Raw genomic sequence first — 15091 nt, 5'->3', positions numbered from 1 at the left:
GATTAAATGCAGGCCAACAAAGGAGAAACCGAGATGGCCAGAAAAAAGGCGAAAGCCACACAGCACAGCGCTGTGCAACGGGAACTGAGAACACCAAAGTACCAGATGCGCGTGGTTGAAGACAAAACCAAGTACAAGCGCAACCGGGACAAAACTGTGCGGATGGAGGGCTTCCGCAAAGCCGCGTGAGCGTGGTTTTACGAAAGCCCTTCTTACTCGCAACACACCCGTTCCAGCTATTGCTCTGTCATAAAAGCTTCATAGAAGCCTGGCGGGTGGCTGTTATCCTGTAGTGTTTTCTGACACCAGACACGGCAGGAGCCCCCGTCATGAGAATTATTGCCTTCTACAGCCCCAAAGGTGGCGTGGGTAAAACCGCAGCGGCCGTCAATATGGCCTACCTGGCCAGCCGCGAGAACATCCGCACATTGCTTTGGGATCTCGACCCGCAAGGGGCTGCCAGTTTTTACCTGGCGGGTGCGGAAGTGGTCAAAGGCCGCAAACTCTCCAAACTGCTGGAAGGCAAATCTCCTATCGCCCGCTTCATCCATGAAGACGTTTACCCCAATCTAGACTTTATCCCCGCCCATAGCAGCTTCCGTAACTTCGATATCAAGCTTGAACACGACGAAGGACACAACGTCCTGAAAGACCTACTGGCGCCGTTGTCTGAAGACACCAGTCTGGTGGTTCTGGACTGCCCGCCCACGCTCTCGCGCCTGACCGAACAGGTTCTGGAAATGGCCGACAAAGTCTATGTACCGGTGGTGCCTACCTGGTTGTCACTCAACAGCTGGAACCAGTTACGGGATTTTGTGAAAGACAAGAAGTTGGGTAACAAGAAACTGCGGCCGTTTTTCTCGATGGTGGACCGGCGCAAGAATCTGCACAGGGAAATACTGGAGCAGGCTACAGAGTTACTTGGTACGCCGGTGAGCGTTGCTGTCCCTTATGCCAGTGTGGTTGAGCGGATGGGGGAGGAGGGCCAGCCGCTGGAACTGTTGGCGCCAAATAGCCCGGCCGCTGTCGAGTTTCGTAAGCTGTGGGTGAGCGTCCGGAAGGATCTTTGGGCTCGCTGACCGGGAAAGTGTTAAAGTCGCCGGTCTTCACCTGACTTCCGGAGGCCCGATGACAGCCCTGAATACCTTGCAAATTGATACCGGCGAAAATCCCCAAACCACCATCATCTGGCTGCATGGCCTCGGCGCCAGCGGCCATGATTTCGAACCCGTTGTTCCGGAGTTTCGTTTCTCCCGGGAGCAGCCCGTTCGCTTTATCTTTCCGCACGCACCGGAGCTGCCAGTAACCATCAACGGCGGCATGGTTATGCCCGCCTGGTACGACATTCTGGCCATGGATGTGGACCGTAAGGTGGATACTACGCAACTGCGCGCTTCTGCCGGGATGGTGGCTGAGCTTGTTCGGCAGGAACGGGAGCGGGGTATTGCCAGCGAGAACATCATTCTGGGTGGTTTCTCCCAGGGCGGCGCTGTGGCCTATGAGCTGGCGCTGAGTTATCCGGAGCGGCTGGGCGGCCTGTTTGCCTTGTCTACCTACTTTGCCACTGCGGACTCCATTCGATTAAGCGACGCCAATCGGAAACTGCCGATCTTTATCGGGCACGGCCGATTTGATCCGATTGTGGCAGAGCACCTGGGGCTGGCGGCGCAGCGAAAGCTTCAGGATCTTGGGTATGAGCCGGAGTATTACTGCTATGGTATGGAACACAGCCTTTGTCTGGAGGAGGTGAGGGATTTGGACAGGTTTCTGTTCCAGCTCACTTCGGAACGAAAGTAAGGGGCGTGAGCCCCGGGCGTTGCCATAGTTTTAACAAAAGGGAGGCGTTATGACGCATGCCCAGGACAAATTGTTGGTATTCTATGACGGTTCCTGCCCTGCCTGTATCAAGGATCGCCGCTGGTATGAGAAGCTGGCCGGGCGGACCGGTGAGTCCGTGGAGTGGCTGGATATCACAGGCCGTGACGAAGAGCTGCGGCAGCAGGGTATAGACCCGGACAAGGCTCTGAGAGAGCTTCACGTCAAAGACGGTGAGGGCAATATCCATCGGGAGCTGGATGCGTATATCCTGCTGATGTCCCGCGTGTTGGTGCTGAAGCCGTTGGCCTGGGTAATTGGCTTGCCAGTCATTCGTCCCGCGCTTGCTCGACTCTACCATCGATGGGTTGACCGCCGTCTTTCGGACGAAAAAGGGCGATAAGATTCCCGGTTTATCAGCAAAACTGAACAATGACTGAAGAAGGAAATCCGGTATGCCTCTCAAGCTACAAACCATCATCTGCAGCACCCGCCCTGGCCGTGTTGGCCCATCCATCGCCGAATGGTTTAACGGTTTTGCCAATGAGCAGGGCAGTTTTTCCAGCGAACTGGTTGACCTGGCGGAGTTTAACCTGCCGGTTTATGACGAACCTAACCACCCCCGCCAGCAGAAGTACCAGCACGACCACACCAAGGCCTGGTCTGAGAGCGTCGCCAAGGCGGACGCCTACGTGTTCGTGATTCCCGAATACAACTTCTGCCCGCCACCCTCCTTCATGAACGCGATCAACTATGTGTACAACGAGTGGAATTACAAGCCCTGTGCCTTTGTCAGTTATGGAGGTGTTTCCGGCGGCCTGCGTTCCGCGCAGATGTCCAAACAACTGGTTACGACGGTGAAGATGATGCCCATGGTTGAGAGCGTGATGGTGCAGATGCCCTGGGAACTGCTGGATGATAATCGCAGATTCCAGCCGGCAGACCACCACACCAGTTCGGGGGGCAGTATGCTGGCCGAGCTGGCCAAGTGGGCGGATGCGCTCAAAGCCATGCGCCAGTGAGTGGGCCAAGTGCCGACCCCGGAACCTGATCCGGTTAATACCGGCGGAGGAAGTGCGACTTGTTCTATCTAACGGTTGCCGTGCTCAGCGCGGCGCTCCTCGGTTTTGCTGTTCTTGGTCTGCGGGCACGACGTGCAGACGGTCTGCTTGATGACTACGTTACCGCCCGAAACTCCCAGAGTGCGCAAGCTATCGGCTTGTCCTTTCTTGCCTCCGGTATGGGCGCGTGGATTCTTTTCGCGCCTCCGGAAATCGGTGCGTTTGTGGGGCCTGTGGCGCTGGCGGGTTATGCGGTCGGCTCCGCGTTGCCGTTTCTGGTGCTGGGCTTCTATGGCCCTGCCATCCGTAAGCGGCTACCGGCAGGCCGGAGTATCGGCGAGTTTGCCGAGGCTTGTTACGGTGCCGGTGTCCGGCGCTGGGTGTCGATGGTTTCGGTAGCCTACATGGCCTGCTTCCTGGCGGCGGAACTCACCGCTATCGGCGCCATTGCCGCGCTGCTTTCCGATGTGCCGCCCGCGTTGGTGGTTCTCGGCGTGGCGCTGGTCACACTGACCTATACTTCTGTCGGTGGTTTGAGGGCAAGCCTCGCCACAGACCGTTGGCAGGCCTGGTTGTTGTTGGCCCTGTTGCTGCTTGTGGGTGGTGTGGCCTGGTACTGGTTGCCCTCCATGCCAACGGAGGCGGTCATGCCCTCTGTGCCTGTTGGCAGTGCGCTGTCTGTGGCGCTGACTCTGGTGATTGCGGTGACCGCCGCTAACCTGTTTCACCAGGGCTATTGGCAGCGGGTGTGGGCAGCTGAAACGGATAGCGCCCTTGGGCGCGGTGCAGTGTTGGGCGGTATCAGCACGTTTCTGGTGGTGATGGCCATTGGGGGCCTGGGGATGCTGGCGGCCATGCATGGTTTACCGCTGGGCGAGCCTCCCATTCCATTCTTCGCATTACTTTCCGCAGCCCCGGCCTGGCTTGCTCTGCCAGCGCTGGTTCTGGCGGTGACGCTCGTGGCCTCCAGTGTCGATACCTTGCAGAACGCTATTGCTTCCATGGCGGTGGCCAGTTCCGGACGACGTGGCCTGTCAGTGCGTGCTGCCCGCTGGGCGACGGTGATACTGATGGTGCCGGTGGTGTGGGTGGCGCTTCAGGGCTTCTCAGTACTGCGGCTGTTCCTGATTGCAGACTTGCTGTGTGCGGCGATTGTGGTGCCGGTGCTGCTGGGATTGTGGCGCCGGATGTCACCGCTGGCTGCAGTAGCTGGTGGCCTGGCCGGGTTGCTTGGTGCCGTGCTTCCCGGCTGGGTGAGCCAGGGCAGCTTCACCGCAGGGGCTCTGGCGGCGAGCTTTCCGGACAGCATCCCGACGCTGGCACCGTTCCTTGGCGCCTTGCTGGCGTCCAGCCTGGTCAGCTTGCTTATTGCCTGGCTGTATCCGGGGGGCCGGTTTCGGGAGGCTGTTGGGCTGTCCTAAAAGGTCTCGCTCGCGGCCTCTTCTGCCAGCAGGCGATAATCCTTCAGCTCCAGATCGGCCATCTGCTTCGCGTATTGGGTTGCGAAACCGGGGTACATTGTCGCGTTGAATCCATCCTCGGTGAGGTACCAGCTCTGGCATCCGGAATTCCAGTTGGTTTTGGCCAGCCGGCTCTGAATACTCCGGTTGTGGTCGTCCTGGGCTGATTGCCGAACATCCAGGGCTTTGAGCTTGAGGCTCTTGATGGTGCGAATGCTCCGGACGATGTAATCCATCTGGGATTCCATGTAGACCAGCGCAGAGTTGTGGCCTGGCCCGGAGTTTGGCCCAAAGGTGAAAAACAGATTGGGATAGCCTGATACGTTGATGCTCTTGTACGCCTGGGCGCCTCGCTTCCATTCCTCGTTCAGTGAGCGGCCGCCGATGCCGGTAATCGGGAACGGTGTACCGGCGTTGCTCACCTCAAAGCCGGTGGCAAACACAATACAGTCGAACTGGTGCTCGATACCCTCCACCGTGCGGATTCCGTGTTGGCTGATCCGGTCTATCGGCCAGGTAATCAGCTTGGTGTTCGGTTTCTGCAGGGCCGGGTAGTAGTCGTTGGATACCAGAATGCGCTTGCAGCCCAGGCGATAGTCCGGGGTCAGTTGCCGGCGTAGCCAGCGGTCCGGTACCTGTTTGCGCAAGTGCCACCGCCCGAGGCGCTCGGCAAAACGGGTCAGCGGCGAGTTCCAGATGACCGCCAAGGCCATGGACTCATGGGCCAGATAGAGTGCTTTGCGGACAGCGGTCTGGCTCACCGGCGCTTTGCGGAACAGCGTCTTGTTCCAGTCCGGTGTGGTGAAGTCCGGCCGTGGCATGATCCACGGCGGAGTGCGCTGGAATACCGTCAGCTTGCCGGCGCATTTGGCCAGCTCCGGTACGATCTGTATGGCGCTGGCACCCGTGCCGATCACCGCGATGCGTTTGCCCTTGAGGTCGTAATCGTGATCCCAGGCGGCGCTGTGTATCTTCTTGCCCTTAAACTCGTCCAGGCCGGCGATGCCGGGCCAACCGGGGTTGGACAGCGGCCCCTGGGCCATCACGGCGGTGCGCCCTGAAAACACATGGCCATTCGTGGTCGTTGCCTGCCAGAGGCCTTTGTCCTGGTCCCAGGCCAGGTTGCTGACATTCTGGTGGAACCGGATGTATTGCCGAAGGTTGAAGTGATTCACCAGGTGATGGATGTACTCCAGAATTTCCCGGCTTCCCGAGAAACTTCGGGACCAGTTCGGGTTCTGGGCGAACGAGAAAGAATAGAGATTGGAGGGGATGTCACAGGCAGCCCCCGGATACTGGTTGTCGCGCCAGGTGCCGCCAACATCGTCTGATCGCTCCAGAATGGTGATGTTGCGAATGCCCTGCTGTTGCAGGCGAATGGCGGTGCCCAGGCCGGCAAAGCCGGCACCGATAATCAATGCGTCGGCGGGCGGCTGCTGTTGAGCAAGCGGTTGGTTGTTCTTCATCAGGTAATCTCGTAAACGGTGGTCAGGCGGTCGGGTGATAGGTGATCTCTTTGACCCAGCTGGGTACGGCCGGAAACGCCTTTCTCGGGATGACGTCAGCCACCTTCACCAGGGCATCGATGGGCGCGTGGTAGAAACGCTTTTTCCGGTCGACAACGAACCGGCCGTGGTGCTTGATGATCTGGAACCAGGGGTTCCTTCGGCCGTCCCCAGTGCGCCCTCCGATCTTTTCGAATTTGCGCATGGCCTCGTACAGCTTCTCCTCAGGCAAACCCATCTCGACAATGTTGTCCCGCATCTTGTTAAGCAGCGGAAAGTAAGAGGCAATGCCCAGAATCAGTCTCGGGTCCATCAGCTGCGCTGTCATCCGAATAAGCTCGATGTAGGTTTTGCCATGGCCCTGCATTTCCATCACGGTGAAACCCACGCCAAGGTGGCGGGCCTCATCACCATTGATCAGTTCGAAGGCTTGATGGCACACCGGGTCGTCTACCGTATCCAGCAGGAACTTGCACAGCGCGCCGTCGAGTGCGATTTCCAGCATGGGTACCACGGTGCCTAACACATAGACCGGCTGATCATCGGCAAACCGGTCCAGCCACTCGATGACCAGCCTCAGGTTGTTGTTCGGCTCCGGCAATTCGCCATCTTCCAGCATGCCCCAGCGTTTCATTAACGCCATTTCGGCGTTGGCGTGGCGCTGTTCTTCGGCGTGGAAATAGGTGTAAATCTGGCGCAGGGTGTCGTCCGGCGCTTTCTTGGCCATGGCGGCAAAGGCCCTGGCACCGACATGCTCGATCCACATCAGGTCTGCCATGAAGGCTTTCAGTTTTGGCCACTGTTCAGGGGTGATCAGCTCAGCGCCCGGAGCATCCCAGTCGACATCCGACAGGCTCCACTGAGTGTTTTTGATCTTTTCCAGCATGTTATCGAGATCAATCTTTGCCATGTCAGTCTCCTGGCTTGTGGGGAGTGTTAGGGCCTGTCATCAGACGAACTTGGACGTCATCCGGCGATTAATAAGCCCAGTGATCGCCGCATAGGAATTAGGCAGCAGACGTTTGATTCGCCAGATCATACGGGCATCGACCTGTGGCATAACGTAAAGCTGTTTGTTATCCAGGCCATCCAGAGCCATGCGAGCGACCTTGTCGGCGGACATGCCGATGCGGTCCATCAGGCGATTAAACAGGTCATTGGATTCGCCCTGTATGCGGCCATTGGCCGAGATGTTGGTTTTCACGAGGGTAGGGCACAGCGCGGTGACGCTGACGCCGGTGCCCGAGAGTTCTGCCGCCAGGGTTTCTGATATCGCCAGCGCGGCAGCCTTGGTGGCGTTATAGGGGCCCATGAGCGGTGCTGCGGAGAAACTGGCGGTTGAGGCCACATTGATAATGCCGGCCTGCTCCTGCAGGCGCAGCCGGGGGGCGAACACATGGCAGCCATAGACCACGCCCCACAGGTTGATGTTGACCGTCCACTCCCAGTCTTCGATCGATGTTTCGCCGATGGTTTTGCCACCTACGCCAACACCGGCGTTGTTGATGACCAGGTTGACCGGTTCTGGCAGCAGCTCGTCGGCTTTATCAGCCAGCGCCTGTACCTGCTCCAGCTTGCTGACATCGCAGGCGACCGCCCAGGCCTGGCCACCGAGGCGGCGGACTTCGCTGGCGGTTTGTTCCGCGGCGTCCAGATTGATGTCAGTGCACACCACAAGGCTCCCGCGACGGGCGAGTTCCAATGCGAGCGCTTTGCCGATGCCGCTGCCGGCGCCAGTGATGACTGCACGGGCATTTTTAGTCAGAGAGTTTTTGAACATGAAGATTTCCGCAGGTTTGATGTAAGTGTGACGCTGCCAGGGCTGGTGCCGCCCGAAAGGGACAAAACTAGTGCCGAATAGGCCTGAAAGCCTTGCCCTGCTTGCGTTTGCGCCCAGCTGACTGCAGATTAGAGCGAACGCTTGTTCGGATTCAATTCGGAAAATTATGCCCAGAAAACCAAAACAGGATCGCTCGCGCGCAACCGTGGATGCGATTGTTGAAGCCGGGTTTATTGCACTGAGTCAGCGGGGTCCTGCCGACACCACAACACGTCACATCGCTGAAATAGCAGGCGTGGGGGTAGGTTCGCTTTATGAATACTTCGAGAACAAACAGGCGATCTTCAACGCCATGAGCCAACGTTTCATCTCCGACACAGCGGCGATGATCAAGCCGTTAACGCCAACACTGGTACAGATGCCCATTGATGAAGCCATTCGCACATTGCTGAACCAGTTCCGGAGTTTTCTTGAGCAGGATGATGGCCGGTATCTGAAGTGTGTGCGATACGCCATGGCGGTGGACTTTGAGCTACACCTGGACCCGCTCTACAAGGTGCTCAACAACGTCATCATGCGCTACCTGATGGAGCACCCGGAAACCCTTCGGGTTAGCCGCATTCCAGCGATCACCTACATCGGGATTAATGGCGGCATATTCGCCGTTATCCGCCATTTGTCGGACCCGGACCCGATGGTCAGTTTCGATGAAATGGCGGACGGACTGGCGAGTATGATTGGCCATTACATAGCGGCCGAGTTGTCGCTTTTGGGGGATGTGGTGAGATAGTCGGGAAGAAACGGAGAGGGCAGAAACAACAAAACCCGCACAAGGCGGGTTCTGTCTGAATTCTTAATGGTGCCCGGAGGCGGAATCGAACCACCGACACGGGGATTTTCAATCCGTGTCACAAGCACCTCATAACGCCACATGTCTGCGCAATCAGTCACTTACAATAATCAAAGACCACTTGTGCCCACATAAAACCGCAATTACGTGGACACTTTGTTGACACCTAGAATGACTGATAAACGGCGTCTCTCCGGCCGACGGTGATCACCGTAACGACCACTTTCCCATCGTCCACATGGTAGACCAGGCGAAAGCCTTGGGATCGCAGTTTGATTTTGTAGAAATCCGAAGAACCCTTGAGCTGGTGCTTCGGGATTCTCGGATTCTCCAGGCGGCGCTCCAGAATGTTCAGAAACTCCGCCTGGATCGTCGCGTTAAGCTTGTTCCACTCCTTGAGCGCTTTTTTCTTGAATTCCAGCTCGTAGCTCATTAATGCTCACCGGTATTGATTCATCATCCATACGCTTGCGAGCCTCCTGGAGTAATCGGTAATCCTCAAGCTGCTCTTGCATCTGTTCGAATGTCTCGACAGGCACCATATAGGCTCTTGGCTTGTTGTGACTCAGGATCACAATCGGTTCGCCATTAGCCTGGTTGAGCACCTCATTCGGATTAGCCTTCAGCTCCGAAATAGTGGCCGCAAGCCTCGCAAATAGGCTTCTCATTAAAGATTCTCCCGTGCCGTGATCCTTATTGCTGGTTTTGTCGCCGCTTCGTGTTTTGTATCGATTCAGCGGTTTCTTCGTCATGTTGCCCTTAATCTTGGCGGCACAAAGTAATTATACCAAAATTTAGATCTAAAAAAAGATCTAAAAATAGCCCTCTTAGTTTGGGTGGTCGAGTGTAAATCTATGTTGCTACCTAACAACCGCATTGGGTAATCTTCACATAACTATTTTCAAAGGAGTGAATGATGTCCTGGTTAAAAATCTTCTCTGCAGTCCTTGCCGCGAACCTCGCCACAGCCGTTATCGGCTTCCTGGTTTCCACCTTCCTGTTCGCAAGCGCTATGAATATGACCATGTCAGCTGTTCAGGATCGAATGTTTGGTGGTCACGTTACGTTCGGTTCAACACAAACCGCGCCAGACCCTGAAGCCGTTCGGGCTATGAACGAAAAATTGAAGCAACAACGCCTGGAAAGAGAAGCCCAAGCCCGTCGGCAACAAACACTGAGGGAACGGCAGCAAAACGCGCAGCGTATCAACGCCGAAACGTGCAACTTCTGGCGCCAGCAGTACCAACAGTCACCAACAGATATGAACAAAGCCTACAGAGACTCAGCGTGTTCTAAACTGTAGAAAACCTGCCGTCTCTGAGGTGCTTCATGTGCGGCCGATTCAACGTATCAGACGACCCCTTAGTCCAGGGCCTCCTGGAAGAACTCGGCATCCCGCTCCGGATAGAACCGCGCGTTAACATCGCCCCCGGAGCTGAAGCTCAGATCGTCTACGAAACCCACCAGGGCCGCACCCTGCAGGGCGCCATCTGGTCACTGCTCATAGAACGCAAACCAGACGGCACCGGCTACCGCCCCTCACCAAAGTACAGCACCTTCAACGCCCGATCGGGCAGCCTGGGCACCAGTCCACTCTGGAAGAAACGCTTTCACAGCCAGCGGGCCATCATACCGGCCAGCGGTTTTCATGAATGGACAGGCGAGAAAGGTCACAAACAGTGCTACAACATCCACCCGGCCGACAGCGCCATAGCCTTTGCTGGCCTATATGAGCTGTGGGACTTCCAGGAAGAAGTGGTACCGTCGTTCACCATCATCACCCTGCCACCACACCCCAGGTTCAGCCACATCCACCCGAAAAGCATCCCACTCATGCTTAACCGGGAAGACTTCGACATGTGGTTGGACCCAAGCCTGACCAACACAGACCCATTCCAGGACTTACTCAAAACCAGAATCCGACAATCCCTGCTGGTAGAGCCCATAAAATCACCCGCTACCCTGGAACAAACCGGTCAGGCAGAACGAATCGAGCCGGATTAACTGGCATCACAGAAAGGGCAGTGTGGGAAATGTCTCACATCGAATTAGGAGAAATCGACTAAACGTTACAACGTGTAACCGTACACTGGCAGTGAGCCGATTGGTCAGGAAGACCGGGGCTCACCGCCGGAAGGGATGCCAGGCAAGCGCGACACCTGCAGAGTGGTGTGACTACAGGGAGAGTTCTGATACTTAATGTTCCCAATATTTAGCTTTCCATCTACCCTCCCTAGAAATTACGTTTCATTCATGCTATAGAAACGAGTTGTTGAGTTAATAGTTTTCAAAAGGAAGGTCATGGCTACAAAAAAGGAACGTCAAGTATTTCACCTCGATTTGCATCTTACTTCTAAGGCTAGAGGTTATAAAGGTTTGTCGCCTGATAGTATGAGGTCTGTTGCTAACTATTTGAAGTCTTATTTTGATTCTTCAAAGGCTATATATAAGAGGAAATCCGGGAATGAGATATGGTATATATCTGACTGTGTAGTTAAACCCGACTATGCATGTTTCTTGATAAATCTCTCGGATAAGATGGCCCCAGATCCGTCATTTACTGATCCGTTAAATAATCATCGCCGCGATGTTGCTAAAACAACAAGTGAAGGAGATGATCGGTCAGCACATTTTGTGGTTTGGTTTAAACAGATTCCTAAAAAACCTCATATGTATCCTGCTTTGCTCGAGTTTTGTTATGGAATAACTACCCCAAAAGTTGCTCAGCTTTTTAATCGTCTACTGAGAGAATTTGCATCTTCGAATCGGCCTTCCTTTGAGCGGAATAACCCCGATGGAAGTAATAATAAGATTCTGGCTTGGCCCTTCATGGAAATTCATGGCCATATGTGTGACAGCTTGAAAGATGAAATTGATAATGGTGTCTTGAAAGGAATTGAAATGTACACCGAGACTAAGGCGGCCCAAAACTGGGATAAGAATGCCTATACTGTTATTGAACATGAGTTGATTAAAGTGAAGCCGCAACCTCACAAAATCTCTGGGGGTGCATTTGCACCGCTAAAAGCCATAGTCGGTGAAGGTCATAAAAGGAATTTTGAAAAAGCAAGGGTTAAATTTGTAAATTCTGAAGAGTTAGCGCGAACTGTTAATATATATACGGATAACATGGCTGTCGTTTCTGATTATAAATTTATAAAGAAAAGTAAGATTGGTGGGTTCTCTTCTCCTCTTAAAGCTTCGTATGCAAGTATTCATGACCCGATATTACAAGCCATGTTAAAGCTTTCTTAGAGGTTTTTATGGTTTCTTTAATTTTTAGACCTTTTATTTTTCTTTTAATAAAGCATCCTCAAAAGCAATTTTTTGACTGGATTTTTCCAGCTATTTTTTCAATCGCGTGTGTGGTTTTCTTTGTTTTTTATCGTGAGGAAATAGTTTTGGCCGGTCCTGGAGGGTTGCTAGACAGGATTTTGGCTTTTGTTCAAATATTGCCAGGCTTCTATATTGCAGCGCTTGCAGCTATTGCGACATTTAATCGTCAAGAGATGGACGATTATATGCCCGAACCTACTCCTAAAGTTAAACTTGTTTTAGGTGGTCAGGTCAATGACATTAAGCTAACTCGGCGGCGTTTCTTGTCAATGCTTTTTGCTTACTTGACGGCTGCAAGTATTCTTTTGTGTGTGGTTTCTATATTTGTTCTCGAGTCCTACTCTATTGTTTTGGATTGCATTCCAAGCGCAATTGAAGTTTTTGTTTATTTTTTGTTTTTGTTTATGTATTTCTTTCTTTTTTGGCAGTTAATTTTTGAGACTATGCTTGGTATTTACTACTTGGGCGAAAGAATACATCAGCCGGACTCATAGTGTTTTTAATTTAATAGTGTGCTGAGTGGCGCAATTAGATCTCTCGCGCCGTTAGCGGCGTCTATCAGTTTGTGTACTTTTTCTAAAGCTTTCCAAAAGCCGGCAATTTCGTTTTTTGATTTGGCATTTTCGGACGCCTTTTCAACAGCCTTTTTTCTTATAATAAGTGAGCCGGCGACCCTTTCATAAGCACTCTCGATGCCTTTTAATCCACATATTTGATAATTTGTAATGGAATTAATTATTATTTGAATGTTGTCTAAAAGAATGATTTTGAGGTCATCCTCAATTTCTGAATTGATGATTTGATCTTGTATTTTTATTAGCTCGTTTCTTATATCTTTAATGTCTGAAATAGGTATGCTTGTAAGTGAGGTTTTCTTTTTTACCAGGTCATCAAAAATTGTTAAAGATTCTATCGATGACTTTGGAAATCTGGCGGCAACATGACTCCATTTTCTATCTAGGGAAGCGTACCCTATAAAACTTTCTAATTTTTCGAAATGATGTAGATAAATGCTTTCTGAGAATTCAGTATGTCGCTGTATCTCAACCTTTGCTTTCTCAATTTCCTGAATGAAGGTTGAAATTCCCAACAATAACTCTCCTGTAGAGGCGTTTTCCATGCCGAACGCTTGCTCAAAAGCAGTAGATAAATCTAGATCGAGGGGTGTATCGCACAGCTCTTCTGAAATCTTTATTACTCTTCCTAAAGCTGTGTTGGGTACTGATACTTCTTGATTCATTTACTGCATATCTCCAATTTGAAATATATTTTTATCCACTTCACCTGAAACCGCCACCACACACTACGACGGCCAGCCCTCTTGTTCTTGTGGTTCCCCTCGTCGGTCTCCATACCAAGCCTGGGCGATACGTGCAGCCAGGCAGAAACCTATCCTGTTTTCAGGCTGTTTTCTTTCCGTGCTTTTTCCATAGCTGGGCTAATCTGGCCTGCCTCTGCAATTGTTTTACCGCTAACGATCCATAGCGCGAATTGAGGGTAAACCTCGCATACCGCCTGGATGTGGTCTTCGTTGGCTCTCTGCTTTCCGCCTCTGATGTTCGACCACTTGTTCCTGTCTATCCCTGTCGCTTGTTCCATATCACGCGACGAGATTTCCAAAACATTAAAAAGCTCAATCAATCTGTCACGAATCATAGGTAATTTATACTGGTAAATAGTACGACGTGTATTATGATGGTAAATATTACGACGGTATAGTTACGTCGTACCTGTGTATAACAGTGTAGCAGAGTGCAAAACAGTGGACGAGCAAAAACAGATCATCTTGCTAGCAACGCCGGTTATGACGCAGGAGCGCTTTGCGCAACTGACCGGCCTCACGGAAGGGCAGGTAAGGGGCATGATCGAGAAAGGGCACCTACCGTCGCTCAAGATCGGCAAGCCGCGCCTGGTGAACATTGCTGCTCTGTCCCAGGACGCACTGGATAAGGAGGACTGGCAATAATGTGGAACCTTCACACCCACTTTCCCTGCCTGATGGCCCCGGAACTGCGCTTGCAGAAGCTCCAGGAAGTCCGCGTTGTAGTGGATGCTGGCCTCAGCTTCCACAAGAACGGCGATTGGGACACCTACTGCGACAGCATCACCAAACTGATGGGCATGGCCGCCGCCTTCAACAGCCTGGACGACGACCTCTACAACTACACCATGGACTGGGTAAACACCCTGTCCCGGTTCAGCCTACAGCGCACCGCCGTCGACTTCCCCACCTGGGCCATCGGCCAAGCCTGCACCGCACTGAGGGCCGCCGCATGATCCAGGTCACCTACGGCAAACCAGGGCACGGCATGACCCACAAACCCTGCCAGCCCGTGAGCGAGTTCCGGCAAACCAAGCAGGCCATCAACCTGCTCAACTACATCGACCGGTTCATCACCTATTTCGAGCGCACCAAGGGCCACAAACCCCGCTCTGTCCTGCTGCGCCCGGAACAACTCGCCGCCCTGGGCGTAAACCCCGGCACCCGCCGTCACGGCGTGGCGTTGGAGGTGCAGTCATGAAATACCACCGCCACGAACCCCGGCTAACCCGCGCCATCAACGCGGCCAGTTTCGCCTTCCAGGGCCCACGCCCGTCCTCTGCACTCACCCCAGACACCCTGGAAGGCCTTTTTGATTCCCTCCTGCAGCGCCTCAGCCACCTGCAGGAAGTGCGCACCGACTACCCGTGCGACTACATGGCCCGCTGCAAAGCGAGCTTCACCGACGCCCTGATCCACGAACTGGAAGCCCGCGGCCACCACAGCCCCGCGTTTGACCGCCTCATCCAACTGAGGGACGCCTGGGACTGCGGCCAACTGGACCTTCCCAACGTCACGGAGACCAACCAATGAGCCCCATACCTCCCCGTCAGGACCAGGTAGAAGACAAAGAGCGCCGTTTCTACGTGTGCGCCCCGTCTTCCATCTACCTGCAACTGCAGCAAGAAGCCATCCAGCGCGGCACCGACCTCTGGACCCTCGGAGGCTCCGTCCTGCGCGCCTGGTTAGAGGCCGGCTGCCCGAACTTTGGCCATCAGGCCAACCCCCCTGAAAAGCCCTCGAGTCCGCCCCCGTCATCGTCACCACTCGCGCACGAACCGGGGGACGCTCAGTGAGCGCTGCAAGGCTGGCGCGCAGCGCCAGGGCCAAAGGCCCCCTGGCCTTGTGGCGGTCAGTGAGTGGCCCACAGTGCGCATCCAGAGTGGTGAGGATGTCGGGGGAGGACGGCCGCCCCTTGATTCCGAACCATGAGCAAAGGCGGCAAACGGAGTGCGCAGGTCAC

22 protein-coding genes are annotated in these 15091 nt (G+C 54.0%); 16 read left to right on the top strand and 6 right to left on the bottom strand.

Annotated features, from left to right (window positions below; translation table 11 throughout):
- Nucleotides 1–33: 33 nt before the first annotated feature.
- The 6 genes from C7H10_RS19180 to C7H10_RS05665 all read left to right on the top strand — a co-directional run bounded on the left by C7H10_RS19180 (nt 34) and on the right by C7H10_RS05665 (nt 4297).
- On the top strand, nt 34–189 hold the full coding sequence (locus C7H10_RS19180; RefSeq protein WP_167392879.1) for a hypothetical protein: 156 nt from the start codon (nt 34–36) through the stop codon (nt 187–189).
- Between the two features lie 140 nt (nt 190–329).
- Nucleotides 330–1079 (top strand): ParA family protein, encoded by a 750-nt coding sequence (locus C7H10_RS05685; RefSeq protein ID WP_106694105.1) that lies wholly within the window; start codon nt 330–332, stop codon nt 1077–1079.
- A 49-nt stretch (nt 1080–1128) separates the two neighbouring features.
- The gene (locus C7H10_RS05680) at nt 1129–1797 is read left to right on the top strand and encodes an alpha/beta hydrolase (RefSeq protein ID WP_106694104.1); all 669 of its coding nucleotides are present in this window, start codon (nt 1129–1131) and stop codon (nt 1795–1797) included.
- Between the two features lie 49 nt (nt 1798–1846).
- Nucleotides 1847–2218 (top strand): thiol-disulfide oxidoreductase DCC family protein, encoded by a 372-nt coding sequence (locus tag C7H10_RS05675; protein ID WP_106694103.1) that lies wholly within the window; start codon nt 1847–1849, stop codon nt 2216–2218.
- A 52-nt stretch (nt 2219–2270) separates the two neighbouring features.
- On the top strand, nt 2271–2837 hold the full coding sequence (locus tag C7H10_RS05670; protein ID WP_106694102.1) for an NADPH-dependent FMN reductase: 567 nt from the start codon (nt 2271–2273) through the stop codon (nt 2835–2837).
- A gap of 59 nt (nt 2838–2896) precedes the next feature.
- Nucleotides 2897–4297 carry an SLC5/6 family protein gene (locus C7H10_RS05665; protein WP_106694101.1) on the top strand — a complete coding sequence of 467 codons (1401 nt, stop codon included), beginning with the start codon at nt 2897–2899 and terminating at the stop codon, nt 4295–4297.
- On the opposite strand, the gene C7H10_RS05660 is transcribed toward C7H10_RS05665, so the two are convergent.
- From C7H10_RS05660 to C7H10_RS05650, 3 genes are read right to left on the bottom strand one after another with little or no spacing between them, the layout of a single operon-like run.
- A complete protein-coding gene (locus C7H10_RS05660) occupies nt 4294–5802 on the bottom strand; it encodes a flavin-containing monooxygenase (protein WP_106694100.1) in 1509 nt (502 codons plus the stop codon). The two genes, C7H10_RS05665 and C7H10_RS05660, sit on opposite strands and share 4 nt — an antisense overlap.
- 22 nt (nt 5803–5824) lie before the next feature.
- Nucleotides 5825–6751 carry a ferritin family protein gene (locus C7H10_RS05655; protein ID WP_106694099.1) on the bottom strand — a complete coding sequence of 309 codons (927 nt, stop codon included), beginning with the start codon at nt 6749–6751 and terminating at the stop codon, nt 5825–5827.
- Nucleotides 6752–6790: 39 nt separating this feature from the next.
- A complete protein-coding gene (locus C7H10_RS05650) occupies nt 6791–7621 on the bottom strand; it encodes an SDR family NAD(P)-dependent oxidoreductase (protein ID WP_106694098.1) in 831 nt (276 codons plus the stop codon).
- Between the two features lie 166 nt (nt 7622–7787).
- Between C7H10_RS05650 and C7H10_RS05645 the strand changes: the two genes are divergently transcribed.
- Nucleotides 7788–8411, top strand: a complete 624-nt coding sequence (locus tag C7H10_RS05645; RefSeq protein WP_106694097.1) for a TetR/AcrR family transcriptional regulator — start codon at nt 7788–7790, stop codon at nt 8409–8411.
- A 226-nt stretch (nt 8412–8637) separates the two neighbouring features.
- On the opposite strand, the gene C7H10_RS05640 is transcribed toward C7H10_RS05645, so the two are convergent.
- Together C7H10_RS05640 and C7H10_RS05635 are read right to left on the bottom strand one after the other, a co-directional pair.
- Nucleotides 8638–8904, bottom strand: coding sequence for a type II toxin-antitoxin system RelE family toxin (locus tag C7H10_RS05640; protein ID WP_106694096.1), 267 nt, complete (start codon nt 8902–8904; stop codon nt 8638–8640).
- The gene (locus C7H10_RS05635; RefSeq protein WP_208622802.1) at nt 8849–9223 is read right to left on the bottom strand and encodes a type II toxin-antitoxin system Phd/YefM family antitoxin; all 375 of its coding nucleotides are present in this window, start codon (nt 9221–9223) and stop codon (nt 8849–8851) included. The genes C7H10_RS05640 and C7H10_RS05635 overlap by 56 nt, the downstream gene beginning before the upstream one ends.
- A gap of 161 nt (nt 9224–9384) precedes the next feature.
- On the opposite strand from C7H10_RS05635, the gene C7H10_RS05630 reads away from it, so the two are divergent.
- From C7H10_RS05630 to C7H10_RS05615, 4 genes are all read left to right on the top strand, one after another.
- The gene (locus C7H10_RS05630; RefSeq protein ID WP_146136800.1) at nt 9385–9774 is read left to right on the top strand and encodes a hypothetical protein; all 390 of its coding nucleotides are present in this window, start codon (nt 9385–9387) and stop codon (nt 9772–9774) included.
- A 26-nt stretch (nt 9775–9800) separates the two neighbouring features.
- Nucleotides 9801–10475, top strand: a complete 675-nt coding sequence (locus C7H10_RS05625) for an SOS response-associated peptidase (protein WP_106694094.1) — start codon at nt 9801–9803, stop codon at nt 10473–10475.
- A 297-nt stretch (nt 10476–10772) separates the two neighbouring features.
- Complete coding sequence (locus C7H10_RS19090) at nt 10773–11726, top strand: hypothetical protein (RefSeq protein ID WP_146136799.1); 954 nt, start codon at nt 10773–10775, stop codon at nt 11724–11726.
- 8 nt (nt 11727–11734) lie between these two features.
- Nucleotides 11735–12301, top strand: a complete 567-nt coding sequence (locus C7H10_RS05615; RefSeq protein ID WP_106694092.1) for a hypothetical protein — start codon at nt 11735–11737, stop codon at nt 12299–12301.
- Nucleotides 12302–12306: 5 nt separating this feature from the next.
- Here C7H10_RS05615 and C7H10_RS05610 read toward each other — a convergent pair whose 3' ends face one another.
- Nucleotides 12307–13047, bottom strand: coding sequence for a hypothetical protein (locus tag C7H10_RS05610; protein WP_106694091.1), 741 nt, complete (start codon nt 13045–13047; stop codon nt 12307–12309).
- 564 nt (nt 13048–13611) lie between these two features.
- Here C7H10_RS05610 and C7H10_RS05600 point away from each other — a divergent pair.
- From C7H10_RS05600 to C7H10_RS05580, 5 genes are read left to right on the top strand one after another with little or no spacing between them, the layout of a single operon-like run.
- Nucleotides 13612–13773, top strand: coding sequence for a MerR family transcriptional regulator (locus C7H10_RS05600; protein ID WP_244178193.1), 162 nt, complete (start codon nt 13612–13614; stop codon nt 13771–13773).
- Nucleotides 13773–14084, top strand: a complete 312-nt coding sequence (locus C7H10_RS05595) for a hypothetical protein (protein WP_106694088.1) — start codon at nt 13773–13775, stop codon at nt 14082–14084. The genes C7H10_RS05600 and C7H10_RS05595 overlap by 1 nt, the downstream gene beginning before the upstream one ends.
- Nucleotides 14081–14329 (top strand): hypothetical protein, encoded by a 249-nt coding sequence (locus C7H10_RS05590; RefSeq protein WP_106694087.1) that lies wholly within the window; start codon nt 14081–14083, stop codon nt 14327–14329. The genes C7H10_RS05595 and C7H10_RS05590 overlap by 4 nt, the downstream gene beginning before the upstream one ends.
- On the top strand, nt 14326–14661 hold the full coding sequence (locus tag C7H10_RS05585; protein WP_106694086.1) for a hypothetical protein: 336 nt from the start codon (nt 14326–14328) through the stop codon (nt 14659–14661). The genes C7H10_RS05590 and C7H10_RS05585 overlap by 4 nt, the downstream gene beginning before the upstream one ends.
- Nucleotides 14658–14924, top strand: coding sequence for a hypothetical protein (locus C7H10_RS05580; protein ID WP_106693788.1), 267 nt, complete (start codon nt 14658–14660; stop codon nt 14922–14924). The genes C7H10_RS05585 and C7H10_RS05580 overlap by 4 nt, the downstream gene beginning before the upstream one ends.
- The last annotated feature ends 167 nt before the right edge of the window (nt 14925–15091 follow it).

Origin of the sequence: Marinobacter shengliensis, from assembly GCF_003007715.1 — a bacterium.
Classification (GTDB): Bacteria; Pseudomonadota; Gammaproteobacteria; order Pseudomonadales; family Oleiphilaceae; genus Marinobacter; species Marinobacter shengliensis.
This window is presented reverse-complemented; position numbering and strand designations above follow the sequence as displayed.

Bases quoted from the DNA above. Each gene is read 5' to 3' on its own strand.
- C7H10_RS19180 (WP_167392879.1), top strand. From the start codon at position 34: ATGGCCAGAAAAAAGGCGAAAGCCACACAGCACAGCGCTGTGCAACGG.
- C7H10_RS05685 (WP_106694105.1), top strand. From the start codon at position 330: ATGAGAATTATTGCCTTCTACAGCCCCAAAGGTGGCGTGGGTAAAACC.
- C7H10_RS05680 (WP_106694104.1), top strand. From the start codon at position 1,129: ATGACAGCCCTGAATACCTTGCAAATTGATACCGGCGAAAATCCCCAA.
- C7H10_RS05675 (WP_106694103.1), top strand. From the start codon at position 1,847: ATGACGCATGCCCAGGACAAATTGTTGGTATTCTATGACGGTTCCTGC.
- C7H10_RS05670 (WP_106694102.1), top strand. From the start codon at position 2,271: ATGCCTCTCAAGCTACAAACCATCATCTGCAGCACCCGCCCTGGCCGT.
- C7H10_RS05660 (WP_106694100.1), bottom strand. From the start codon at position 5,802: ATGAAGAACAACCAACCGCTTGCTCAACAGCAGCCGCCCGCCGACGCA.
- C7H10_RS05655 (WP_106694099.1), bottom strand. From the start codon at position 6,751: ATGGCAAAGATTGATCTCGATAACATGCTGGAAAAGATCAAAAACACT.
- C7H10_RS05650 (WP_106694098.1), bottom strand. From the start codon at position 7,621: ATGTTCAAAAACTCTCTGACTAAAAATGCCCGTGCAGTCATCACTGGC.
- C7H10_RS05645 (WP_106694097.1), top strand. From the start codon at position 7,788: ATGCCCAGAAAACCAAAACAGGATCGCTCGCGCGCAACCGTGGATGCG.
- C7H10_RS05640 (WP_106694096.1), bottom strand. From the start codon at position 8,904: ATGAGCTACGAGCTGGAATTCAAGAAAAAAGCGCTCAAGGAGTGGAAC.
- C7H10_RS05635 (WP_208622802.1), bottom strand. From the start codon at position 9,223: ATGACGAAGAAACCGCTGAATCGATACAAAACACGAAGCGGCGACAAA.
- C7H10_RS05630 (WP_146136800.1), top strand. From the start codon at position 9,385: ATGATGTCCTGGTTAAAAATCTTCTCTGCAGTCCTTGCCGCGAACCTC.
- C7H10_RS05625 (WP_106694094.1), top strand. From the start codon at position 9,801: ATGTGCGGCCGATTCAACGTATCAGACGACCCCTTAGTCCAGGGCCTC.
- C7H10_RS19090 (WP_146136799.1), top strand. From the start codon at position 10,773: ATGGCTACAAAAAAGGAACGTCAAGTATTTCACCTCGATTTGCATCTT.
- C7H10_RS05615 (WP_106694092.1), top strand. From the start codon at position 11,735: ATGGTTTCTTTAATTTTTAGACCTTTTATTTTTCTTTTAATAAAGCAT.
- C7H10_RS05610 (WP_106694091.1), bottom strand. From the start codon at position 13,047: ATGAATCAAGAAGTATCAGTACCCAACACAGCTTTAGGAAGAGTAATA.
- C7H10_RS05600 (WP_244178193.1), top strand. From the start codon at position 13,612: ATGACGCAGGAGCGCTTTGCGCAACTGACCGGCCTCACGGAAGGGCAG.
- C7H10_RS05595 (WP_106694088.1), top strand. From the start codon at position 13,773: ATGTGGAACCTTCACACCCACTTTCCCTGCCTGATGGCCCCGGAACTG.
- C7H10_RS05590 (WP_106694087.1), top strand. From the start codon at position 14,081: ATGATCCAGGTCACCTACGGCAAACCAGGGCACGGCATGACCCACAAA.
- C7H10_RS05585 (WP_106694086.1), top strand. From the start codon at position 14,326: ATGAAATACCACCGCCACGAACCCCGGCTAACCCGCGCCATCAACGCG.
- C7H10_RS05580 (WP_106693788.1), top strand. From the start codon at position 14,658: ATGAGCCCCATACCTCCCCGTCAGGACCAGGTAGAAGACAAAGAGCGC.